Below are 12,513 nucleotides of genomic sequence, written 5' to 3'. Positions count from 1 at the left end.
TTGTTTACACCGCGGTGGATGAGGAATCTGAGCGCCGCACGCGGGCGACGCGTTTAATAGCCGAGGTCACCGTTCCCGGTGCGGTATCGGCCGCGTTAATTTTTTCAGCCAGTTGCTGAATGGTCTGGTACTGGAGCAGGTCGGTCAGCGAAACCCGCAGCGCCAGCTGTTGCTCAATACGGGCGGCAATACGCAACGCATGCAGCGAATGGCCGCCCAGCGCAAAGAAGTTCTGATCGCAACCGATGCGGTCGTGTTTCAGCACCTCGCGCCAGATATCGCGCAGCGAGTGCTCCAGCGGGGTTTGCGGCGCCGCGCCCTCGCTCTGCGTATCCAACTGCGGCGCCGGCAGCGCACGATAGTCCACCTTCCCGTTGGCGGTTTGCGGCATCGTCGCCAGCACCTGGATAGAACCGGGCACCATGTGGGTCGGCAAGCGGCTCGCCAGGAACTGACGCAATGCCGGTTCGTCGACCTCCGCGCCCTCGCGCAACGCTACCCACGCCGCCAGCGCCTCCCGCTGCGGCAGGTACTGCACGGCGCTGAGCATCACCTGCGGGTGCAGCAACAGCTGCGCCTCGATTTCGCCCGGCTCGATGCGGTAGCCGCGCAGCTTGATCTGTCGATCGCAGCGACCCAGATAGTGCAGCGTGCCGGCGGTATCGGCGCAGACGCGGTCGCCGGTGCGGTAAAACCGCGCCCGCCCGTTCGGCGTGGTCAGTTCCAGAAACCGCTCATCGGTCAGCGAGGCGCGATTCCAGTAGCCGCGCGCCACCCCGGCGCCGCCGATATACAGCTCCCCGGCCGCGCCCTGCGGCACCGGTTGCTGCTGCTCGTCCAGAATCAGCAGTTGGGTGTTGCCGATGGGCAGACCAATCGCCACGCTGCCGCCGTGCTGTAGCTCCCGCGCCGTGACGCGGTGTACGCAGCAGCCCACCACGGTTTCCGTCGGGCCGTACTCGTTGAAAATAGGGCTGTCGGGCGCATCATCGAGCCAACGCCGCACCGCCGCGCTGTTCAGCGCCTCGCCGCCGACCACCAGCGCCGACACGCGACGCTTGTCGTCCGCCGTCAGCTGGTTTTCCAGCAGGTTGAGGTGCACCGGCGTGATTTTGAGCAGCACCCGTTCGCCGCTGGCGCGGATCGCCTGCTGTAGCGCGGCGATGTCGCCATCCTCGCGGATGATGTGGATGCAGCCGCCGGCCAGCAACGGCAGGTACAGGCTGGTGAGGGTGGCGTCAAAACTGATGGAGGAATGGAACAGACTGTCGGTGTCCGCATCAATCCGATAGCGCGCTATCGCGTCCTGCAGATAGTTGCCCAGGCTGGCATGGTCGATCATCACCCCCTTCGGCGTACCGGTAGAGCCGGAGGTGTAGATGATGTAGGCCAGCGTATCGGCCGGCGATTCGCCGGGCAGCGTCACCGCCATCTCATCGGCGCACGGGCACTGCGCCGCGTCCAGTACCGTTATCGATGCCGGCGGCGTCAGGCGTGCGCGCAGCGTGGCGTCGGTGATCAGCGCCCGGCCATCGCAATCCTGCAACAGCCAGTTGACGCGCTCGTCCGGCCACTGGCTATCCACCGGGATGTAGCACGCGCCCAGCCGGTTTACCGCCAGAATGGCGCTCAGGTAGTCGATGCTGCGCGGCAGCCAGACCACCACGCGATCGCCGGCGCGCACCCCGGCGTGATGCAGCCGCATCGCCAGCTGTTCGGCGCGTTGGCGCAACTGCCGGTAGTTCAGTTGCGTTTCGCCATCCACAACCGCGATGGCATACGGCGCGTACTGCACCTGTTCGACAAACCGCGCATAGACATTCGATGCGCCGACATGCTGGGCTGGGCCTTGCCACTGGCTCAGCAACCGGGCGCGTTGCGCGTCGGTCAACGCCGACACCTCGGCAAGCGTGGCGGCGGCGTCAAGCTGCGTCAGGATACGCAGCAACCCCTCCGCCAGTTGCCGCACGGTGGTTTCTTCGTACAGACCGTCGTCATACACCAGTTGGCCGTGCAGGCGCTCATGCAGCGACGCCACCAGCGTCAGCGCATAGTTGGTGCTTTCATGCGCGTCGGCAAACCGGAACAGCCGGGCTTCCTGCTCGCCCGCGCCGGGGTAGTTTTCGAACACCAGCAGCGTATCGAACAGGGCGTCGCTGCTGTTCAGGCCGGCGGCGGACTTGATATCCGTCAGCGCCACATCGCCATGACGCTCGTTCTGACGCTGTTGCTGCTGCACGTCACGCAGCCAGTCGCTGACCGGCCGGTCGGCGGGCAAGTCAATCACGGTGGGCACGGTATTGATCAGCAATCCGGCCATCTGATCCATGCCTGCCAGCGCGGCGTGACGCCCGGAGATGGTCATGCCGAACAAGACCGTTTCACCGCCGACGCAGGCCTGCAACAAGCGCGCCCAGGCGCCCTGCACCAGCGTGCTGACAGTAAGCTGTTCGCGCCGGGCGAAGTCCGACAGCCGCCGCGTGGTTGCTTCGTCCAGCGTGAACGGCAGCACCTGCTTGCGTTCGCTGGCCTGCCGCAGCGGCAGACCGAGCGGCAGCGGCGTGCGGCTCATCCGCCGGGCTTGCGTCTCCCAGTAAGCATCCCGTTGCGGATTGCGCTGACGGATCTGCCGCACATAGCGACGGAATGAGGGCGGCGGCGGCAATACCGCGTCCGGGTTGTCCCAGCAGCGGGCCACTGCGTCCATCACCACCCGGACTGACCAGCCATCCAGAATGGCGTGATGATGACTGACCAGCAGTTGCTGGCCTGCCTGTCCGATGTCGATCAGCGTCAGACGCAGCAACGGCCCCTGTTGCAGGTCGAAACGGCGAGCGCGGTCGGCGTCCAGCACCTGCCGGCGGGCATCCGCACGGTTGAGCATCACCGTGTTCCAGTCCATCGGCAGATGACGGCGCACCACCTGCAACGGCTCGCTGCCGCTGTGCAGTTCAAACGTGGTGCGCAGCGCCGGGTAGTGCTGTATGACCCGTTGCCAGGCCTGCCGCAGCGCGGCGATATCCGCGCCGGCCGGCAGATCGAAACAGATCTGCTCATGGTAGGCATCGCTGGTCAGCGAGTGGAACAGCATCCCCTCCTGCATCGGCGTCAGCGGATAGATATCCTCAATGTCGCCGATGCGTTGCTGCAACGTATCCAGCGCGTCGGCGCTCAGCTCCGCCAGCGGGAAATCCGACGGCGTCCAATGGGTTGCGGTTTGCTGCCGGCAGTGCTGCGACAATTGCCGCACCCAGGTCAGCATCCGCTCGGCCAGTTGCCGGATGGTCGCGTCCCGATAGCACTGGCTGTTCCACGTCCACTCCAGATGCAGCTTGCCGTCCAGCACGTAGCTGTCGACCTCCAGCGGCCAGACCCGCGGGCTGTGCGGCGCATAGCGATTCGCCAAATCGAGCCGCGCTTCCCCCTGAAACGGCGGGGCGTCAAACCCCTGGGTAAACAGACCGAGGTAGTTAAAACAGATATCCGCCGCGTCATGCACCTGCGACGCCGCCGCCAGCCGAATCCCATAGCCGGCGCCGCGATGCGGCACCTGACGAACGGCTTCTTTCACCTGACGAATCGTCCAGCCGGTATCATCCGGCCGATCCAGCTCGATATGCAGCGGATAGATGGCGGTGAACCAGCCCACGGTGCGGCTGACATCCAGCGCCTCGTGCAGCCGTTCGCGCCCATGTCCTTCGGTATCGATGCGCAGGCGAGACTGCCCGCTCCACTCATGCAACGTCAGCGCCAGCGCCGTCAGCAGCAGGTCGCCGGGATTGGTGCGATAAGCGGCATGGGTATGCTGGACCAGCGCCGTGGTGGTGCTCTCCGGCAGGCTCAGCGCCAGCTTACGGGCATCTTCCCCACGGCCGGGCGTCGCCTGCGGCGCGCTATCGCACGGCAACCGCACCTCGCTCAGCGCCGGATAGCACTGCCAGAAGGCGTCTTCCTGCTGTGCCGCTTCGCTGCGCGCATACTGATGCAAATGCTGCGACCAGCGCGGCAGCGACGCGGTTTTCGCCACCGCCGCCAGCGCGTGCCCCTGCGCCAACCGCTGGTAGACCTGGCTCAGGTCGTCGGTAATGATGCGCCAGGAAACCCCGTCCACCAGCAAATGATGCGCGACGAATAGCAACCAGACGCCCTGCGGCGCACGGTACAATAGGGTTTTGAACAACGGCCCTTGCGCGATATCCAGCCCTTCCTGCGCGGCGGCGGCGGCGGCGTCCAGTTGTCCGGCGTCATCCAGCGACACCAGTTCCAGTTCCACCTGCTCGACCGGTTCGCCTATCACCGCCTGCGCGCCGTCAAAACGCGCGCGCAGACCATCGTGTTGATTCACCAGCCAGATGAGCGCCGTTTGCAGATGCGCCGGCGCCGCGTCATCGCGCAGCCGCCACAACATCGACTGGTTGTAGTGATGCGGATGCTCGGCGTGATGAGCAAAGAACCAGCGCTGCACCGGCAGCAGATCGTAAGCGCCGGTCACCGGCGCGGTATCGGCGACCATCGTCTGCCGGGGCATAAGGATCTCCGCCAGCGCGGCGATGGTCGGCGCGTCGAACAGCATATCCACCGACAACGCCAGCCCGGCTTCCCGCGCCCGGAACACGATTTGCAGGCTGAGGATCGAGTCGCCGCCCAACGCAAAGAAGTCATCATGGGTGGAGATATCGTCACGCCCCAGCACCTGCTGCCAGATTGCCAGCAACTGCTGTTCCAGCGCCGATGTCGGCGCCTGATGCCGCTCACGCGCCGCCTGCTGCCACGGCAGATTTTGCAGTTGCTGACGATGCACCTTGCCGTTGCCGGTCAGCGGCAAGGACGCCAGCCATTGCCACTGGGTCGGGCGCATGAAGCGCGGCAAACGCCCGGCGACCTCGCCGCGGATGGCGGCCTGCTGCGTGCGATCGCCCACCAGCCAGGCCACCAGATGCAGCCGCCCTTCTACCTCGCGGATAGCGACGGCCGCCTGAGCGACCCCGGCGCAGGCGCTCAGTTGCGCTTCCACCTCTTCCAGTTCAATGCGGTAGCCGTTCAGCTTGACCTGATTGTCGTTGCGCCCCAGAAAACAGAGGTTGCCGTCCGGCAGGTAACAGGCGCGATCGCCGGTGCGGTAGAGCCGCGCCGCCGGGTCGGCGCTGAATGGATCGGGGATAAAGCGCTGTTCGGTGAGGTCGGGCCGCTGGTAATAGCCCAGCGCCACCCCGTCGCCGCCGATGTACAATTCGCCGGGCGCGCCGAACGGCACCAGTTGGCGCTGTGCATCCAGCAGATACAGCCGGGTGTTGGCGATAGGCCGGCCGATCGGCACCGCGCCGTCGTCGCCGGTCTCACCGGCGGCGAAGGTATGGATACAGCAACCCACCGTGGCCTCCGTCGGGCCATACTCGTTGACGATCAGCACCTGCGGCGCGTGCTGCTGCCAAAAGCGCAACGCGCTGGCGGACAGGCTTTCGCCCCCCACCACCAGCATCGCGGCATGGCCTGCCGCCCCGGCGGGCAGTTGCTGGCTGAGCAGTTCCAGATGCGCCGGGGTAATCTTGACCATCGTCAGCCCCGGCGTACGCTGCCACAGTTCGACCAGCGCGCCGATATCATCCTCGTCCGGCAGGATATGCAGCGTCTGACCGCACAGCAGCGGCAGGAACAGGCTGGTCAGGGTCGCGTCAAAAGAAATGGAGGCGTGCAGCGTGCTGCCCTGACCGCCGTGACGACCGTAGTCGCGGCAGGCATGGTCCAGATAGTGCCGCAGCCCGCGATGCGGGATCATCACCCCCTTCGGCACGCCGGTGGAGCCGGAGGTAAACAGGATATAGCACAGCTGTTCGCCGTCGATGTCCAACAGCGGGTTCGTCGCGTCGTCGTCGGGCGGCAAGGCGGCCACATCCAGCACCACCGCTTGCGGCAATGTCAGGGCGGCGATGTCCACGTCATCCTGCGTCAGCACCGCCTGAACTTCCGCGGTCTGCATCATCAGGCTGGCGCGATCCGCCGGATAGCGCACGTCCACCGGCACCCAGGCGGCGCCGCTTTTCATCACCCCGAGAATGGCCGCCGCCAGCGCCGGTGAACGCGGCAGGTATACCGCCACCCGGCTGCCGACGCCGAATCCCTGTCGCAACAGCGCGTGGGCGATGCGGTTGGCCTGCTGGTTAAGCTGCTGGTAACTGATGGCGTGATCGCCGACGCGTAGCGCCACCGCCGTCGGCCGCAACGCCGCCTGCCGTTCGAACTGCTGATGCACCCAGGGCGCGTCAACGGCCTGCGCGGTATCATTGAGGGTATCGCGCAGCAGCGCCTGCTCGGAAGGCGGCAGCATCGGCAACCGGCCGATGGTGTGCGACGGCGTATCGATCAGCTGTTGCAACACGGTGAGGTAATGGTCGGCCAGCGAGCGAATACGGGCGGCGTTAAAACAGGCGACGCGATACTCCAGCACCAGATGTAATTGCCGCTCGTCTTCCCGCACAAAGCAGGTCAGGTCGAATTTCGCCTGCGGCGTGTCGATCGGCTGATTATCTATCGCCAACCCGGTCGGTTTATCCTGCGCGGCGTTATAGACAAACATGACCTGGAACAGCGGCGAAGATGGGCGCTCGCCCGCCGGCAACACGGCATCCACCACCCGGTCGAACGGCACATCCTTATTGGCCAGCGCCCGCGCGCAAACCTGTGCGCTGGCATCCATGAACTGCTCCAGCGTCTGTTCGCCGTCCACCGTCTGGCGAATCGCCACCGTGTTGAGCAACAGACCGATGGTGGACTGGAGCGACGGCCAGTCGCGCAACGTCACCGGGGTGCCGACCACCACATCCTGCTCGCCGCTGTGGCGATGCAACAGGATCTGAAACGCCGCCAGCAGCAGATTGAACAACGTGGTGTCGCGCTGTTTCGCCAGATGACGCAACGCGCCGGCGAGTTCCGGCGGCATAGCGACGGTGACGTACCCCGCGGTACGTTGGCTATCGCCCGCCAGCGCGGCCGGCGTCAGATTGAGCGCGGGCGGCAGCACGGCGAACTGTTGCTGCCAATAGCGCAGTTGCGACTGCCAGTGCCGCTGTACGTCTTCCCGCCGCTCCCAGGCGGTGTATTGCAGGTAGTTCACCGCCGCCGGGGCGGTCGGCTGCTGTTGATACAGCGCCAGCAGGCGCTCATCCAGCAGGCCCATCGACTGTTCATCCGCCAGAATATGATGCAGCACTAGCACCAGCGCGACCTCGCCCTGCGCCGACTCCACCAGCGTCAGCCGGTAAAGCGGGCCGTCCAGCATCTCGAACGGCTGGGCCAGTAACTGTTCGGCGTACTGTTGCAGCGCATCGCGCCACGCCGACCGGTCGCCCGGCGACCAGCGTTCATGGGCGCACACCAGCGGCTCATCCGACAGATACTGCTCCGCCACGCCCTGTTGCAGCCGTAACCGGGTATTGAGTACCGGCGCCTGTATCCACAGCTGCTGTAGGCTGTGCAGCAGCCGTGACGCCTCGACCGGCTGGCTGAAGGTTTTGATCTGCCCGATCAGGTAGCTGTTATCCCCCGCCACCTGCTGGGACAGGAACCACATCCGCTGCTGGGCGCTGCTCAGCGGCAGCGAGGCCGGCGCCGGTTCAGCCAGCAGCAGGCTCTCGCGCTCCTGCCGCGACGCATTGGCGGCCAACTGCATCGGGGTGCGCCAGGTGAAGATATCGCTGACCCGCAGGTTGATATGGTGTCGTTCGGCCAGCCAGGCCACCGCTTTGGCCGCCAGCAGCGAATGGCCGCCGGCAGCGAAGAACGAGGTATCGCGCCCGATGGCGTCATGTCCCAGCAGTTCGCGCCAGACGTCGATGATCGCCTGCTCGGCATCATTGGCGGCGGGCGTTACCGCCGGGGCATCGCGCTGTTCCGGCAACGGGAAGCGGTTACGGTCGATCTTGCCGTTGGGCAGATGCGGGAAGGCGGTCATCAACACGTAGCAGGACGGGCACATGAACGACGGCAGCCGCGCCGACAGCGAATCCGCCAGCGCCGACAGGTCCGGCTCCCGGCCGTCGTCGTGCAGCACATAGGCGATGATAGCGCTGGCCGCCAGATAATCCGGCCGCACCATCACCACCGCCTCTTTTACCGCCGGGTGCTGGCGCAGGGCGGACTCAATCTCGCCCAGTTCGACTCTGAAACCACGAATCTTGATCTGATGGTCGATTCGCCCCAGATAATCGAGGGTGCCGTCTTCGCGGTAGCAGGCCAGATCGCCGGTACGGTACAACCTGGCGCCCGCTTTGTCGCTCAGCGGGTGGACGATGAACCGGCTGGCGGTCTGCTCAGGCTGGTTGATGTACCCGTCCGATACCCCGATACCGCCGATGCACAGCTCGCCCGCCACGCCGATCGGCATCGGCTGGTGGAATTCGTCCAGAATCCACACTTCGGTGTTCGACATCGGGCTGCCGATGTGGATGCGCCCCTCATCCGGGTACAATTCGGCGTTGGTGACGCAGACGGTGGCTTCCGTCGGACCGTAGGAATTGAGAAAGCGGCGGCCGCGGCCCCATTTGCGCAGCAGATCAACGCCGCACGCCTCGCCGGCGACAATCAGCACTTTCAACGCCGGCAACGGCGCGTATGGCAAGGCCGCCAGCGCCGACGCGGGTAATGTGACATAAGAGATGTTCAGACGGGTCAACTGCTCCAGCAGGTCCGGACCGGGCATCAACGCCAGACGCGGCGCCATCACCAGCGTCGCGCCGTGGCACAGCGCCATGCTGATCTCCCAGACCGAAGAGTCAAAGCTGGTGGAGGCAAATTGCAGCACCCGCTCGCCCGCGCCGATGTCCATCAGCACCGGGAACTCCAGCGCCAGATTGCACACGCCGTGATGGCGGATCGGCACGCCCTTGGGCTGGCCGGTCGACCCCGAGGTGTAGATGATGTAGGCGGTATTGTAGACGCCGCAACGGTTGATCAGGTTATCGACCGGCTGCTGCGGCAACACCGGCTCCAGATCGTCCAGCAACAGGCGCCGGCAGGGAACATCCTGATAATGTTCCACGAATTTTCGCTGGGTCAGCAGCAGATGCAGCCCGGCGTCTTCGATCACGTAGCGGCTGCGATTCAGCGGATAATCCGGGTCAATCGGCACATAGGCGCCCCCCGCTTTCATCACCGCCAGTATCGCCACCATCAGCCACGGCGAACGTTCCAGACTAATGCCGACCGTGACTTCCGCCCCCACGCCCTGCGCCACCAGCAGGTGAGCCAGCTGATTGGCGCGCTGATTGAGTTCCTGATAGCTTAACGTCTGCGACCCGAACTCCACCGCGATCAGCGCCGGCGTCCGCTGCGCCTGTTGTTCGATCAACTGATGCCAGCAGAGCTGATCGTCAAACGATCTGGCGGTCTGATTCCAGTGCAGCAGTTGCCGGTGGTCGGCGTCGGTCAGCAGCGGCAACGCCCCCAGCGCGCTTTCCGGCTGCTCCAGAAACGACTCGATAAAACGGCAGAAACTGGCGGCCAGCCGCGCGACCGTCGCCGGCGCCAGACGGTCGCTGGCGTATTCAAAGCTGCCGTGGATACGCTGTCCCTCCGGCCACATTTCCAGCGTCAGCTCATATTTCGCGGTCGGCATCGGATACGGATGCAGCGGGCTAACGCTGGCCGCGCCGATGCGTTGTTCCGCCTGCGCCGCCTCGCGCCAGACAAAAAACGCCTGAAACAGCGGCGATATGCCCGGCGTACGCGCTTCCTCGCGCAGCGCAGGCAGCAGATTGAACGGTAGCGGGTGCTGTAACGCCTCGACAAAGCGGCTTCTGACCTGCTCCAGCAGCACCGCGAACGGGTGGCGTTTATCCACCTGATGGCGCATCGCCATCACGGAAAACAGCAAGCCGAACGGATTGTCCTGCGCAACCTGATGATGGCGCGACACCGGGGTGCCCAGCAGGATGTCGCTCTGACGGCAGTAACGCGACAGAAACGCGCTGTACAGCGTCATCAGACACAGATAAGGGGTGACGCGATACTGGCGGGAGACGTTCAGCAGCGCCGTACTCTGCAATGACGACAGGCTGAACGGTACGTGACCGCCGTGATAATGCTGCACCGGCTGCGCCGGATAATCGTAAGGCAGTTGCAGCAGCGGCAACGGGCCGGTCAGTTGCTGCCGCCAGTAGTCGTGCGCCTGCTTCCCGGCGTCGCTGTGCAGCCAGCGATACTGCTGGCGGGCATACCCATACTGGCCGTCCTGCTCTGGCGCCACCGCGTCCGCCTGACCGCCGGCCATCAACCGGCGATAGTGATGCAACACCCACTGCCACAAACGCTGCACCGAGTCCTCATCGGCGATGATGTGGTGCATCACCACGCAGATGTGGTAGTGCTGCTCGCGCAGTTGCAGGCACCCGACCCGCAGCAACGGCGCCTGAAACGCGGCAAACGGCCGCACCGCCGCCTCCGCCAGCCAGCGTTCGGCGGCGTCGCCGCTCTGCGCCGACAGGTCGACGAATTCCAGACGCAGTGCGGCTGACGGCTCCACCCGCGCCTGCGGTTCGCCATCCTGCGCGAAAAAGGTGGTGCGCAGCGCGTCGAACCGTTGCAGCGCCAGTTGCCACACCCGTTCCAGCACCGCCAGGTTGAGCGGCCCCTGCCACGGCGCGTGGTAGGCCATGTTGTAGACCGCACTGTCAGGCTGGCTCTGCTGGATCAACCACAATCCCTGTTGTTCGACGCTGAGCGTGACGGATGCCTCGTGGTCGGCCTGCAGGTCCGGAGCCGGTTCACGCAGCGCGGCGGCGCACTGCGCCAGCGTAGCGCCCTGATACAGGTCCCTGAACGCCAGCTCCAGCCCCATTTCTTCGCGCACCCGGGCGATCATGCGGATAGCCTGCAGCGAGCTGCCGTTGAGTTGGAAGAAATCCTCATCCCGGCTGATGGCGTCCAGTTGCAGCACCGATTGCCAAATCGCCGCCAGCGCGCGCTCACGCTCGTCTTGCGGCGCCGCGCCGGTCAGGGTGCGGGCCGCCGCCAGCGGATACAGCGCCTGTAACGCTTTGCGGTCCACTTTGCCGTTCGGCAAACGCGGAAACAGATCGAGAATATGCAGATGGGCCGGGACCCAGGTGGCCGGCAGATAATGCGCTAACCAGTCCCGCAACGCCTCCTGGCGCAGGTCGCTTTGCGGCTGCGCCGCCACAAATGCCTGTAGCCGCGCGCCCTGCGGGGTTGTCGCCACCATCACCAGCGCCTGACGCACCTGTTCGTGACGTTCCAGAACGCCTTCGATTTCACCGGTTTCCACCCGCTGGCCGTCAATCTTGATTTGCGTATCGTTGCGGCCGGCCAAAATCAGGTTGCCGTCGGCGTCGATCATGCCGAGGTCGCCGGTGCGGTAAGCGCTTTCCCCGTTGTTAAGGGTGATAAAGCTACGGTTATCCCCCTCCAGATAGCCGGCGCTGAGCCAGGGAGTAACAATCAACACCTCCCCCACGACGCCTTGACTGAGCGGCTGCAACTGTTTGTTGACGATGAGCAGCCGGGTATCGTCGATAGGCTGGCCGACCGGCAGCACGGCGCGATCCACATCCGCGGGCGAGACCGGATAGCACACCTTCGCCAGCGTGGATTCGGTCGGGCCGTAGAAATTGAATAACCGGGTATCCGGCAGGCCGCAGTCGGCGAAACGCCGCACCAGCGCCCCCTTGAGCATCTCCCCGGCCAGCGCGACGCAGCGCACCTGCGCCAGCGCCTGCGACGCCGCCGGGCTTTCCAGCAGCACCTGAAACAGCGACGGAATCAGATGCATTACGCTGATCCGCTGCTCGCGGATCCAGTTCAGCAGTCGCGGCGCGTCATAAATCAGCTCGGACGACGGCGGCAGACACAGGGTGGCGCCGTTGAGCAACGGCAGAAACAGATCGCGCAGGAACGGGTCGAACATCTGAGGCGTCAGTTGGCTGACGCGATCCTGCGATGTCACGGCCAGCGCCCGGCTTTCCCAGTGAATAAAGTGCAACAGGCTCTCGTCCCGCCCCAGCACCGCCTTCGGGGTGCCGGTCGAGCCGGAGGTAAAATAGACATAAGCATGAGGCTGCTCAATCGGCTGTTTCAGGTAACCGTGCGGCAACTGCTCCGGTACGCCGTCCTCATCCACCAGCACCACCCGGCGTTCCCCTCCCAGCGCCGCCACTTTGGGCAGGTGGCGGCGACTGGTGATCAACGTGGCGTCGGGAAAGCGCCCGGCCAGCAGCGCCAGCCGTTTTTCCGGCAGTTGCGGCGACAGCGGCACAAATGTGCGCCCGGCATGACGGACAGCCAGCACCGCAGTCACCAGATTCACGTCCTGCCCCAGCAGGGTCAGGACAAACGGGTGGTCTTCGCCCTGTTCCAGAATGCCCTGACCCAGGGTGGCGACATGTTCCATCAGTTGCTGATAGGTCAACTGACGCTCCCCCTGCACCACCGCCAGATGCTGTGGAAACCGGGTAACGATATTTTCAAACTCGACAGAAATAGCCATGAGCAGCCCCTGCAACA

Annotated in this window: 1 protein-coding gene; it reads right to left on the bottom strand. The window is 65.1% G+C overall.

Annotated elements, in window-relative coordinates; genetic code table 11:
- Window positions 1–4: 4 nt before the first annotated feature.
- Window positions 5–12,496, bottom strand: coding sequence for a non-ribosomal peptide synthetase (locus DXXMK7_RS06890; RefSeq protein ID WP_038918433.1), 12,492 nt, complete (start codon window positions 12,494–12,496; stop codon window positions 5–7).
- Between the last annotated feature and the right edge of the window lie 17 nt (window positions 12,497–12,513).

This window comes from Dickeya sp. MK7 (assembly GCF_000406305.1).
Lineage (GTDB): Bacteria > Pseudomonadota > Gammaproteobacteria > Enterobacterales > Enterobacteriaceae > Dickeya > Dickeya fangzhongdai.
The sequence above is the reverse complement of the archived record's forward strand: the minus strand, read 5'-3'. Positions and strand labels throughout refer to the sequence as shown.

Coding starts and splice junctions, on each gene's coding strand:
- DXXMK7_RS06890 (WP_038918433.1), bottom strand. CDS start 12,496: ATGGCTATTTCTGTCGAGTTTGAAAATATCGTTACCCGGTTTCCACAG.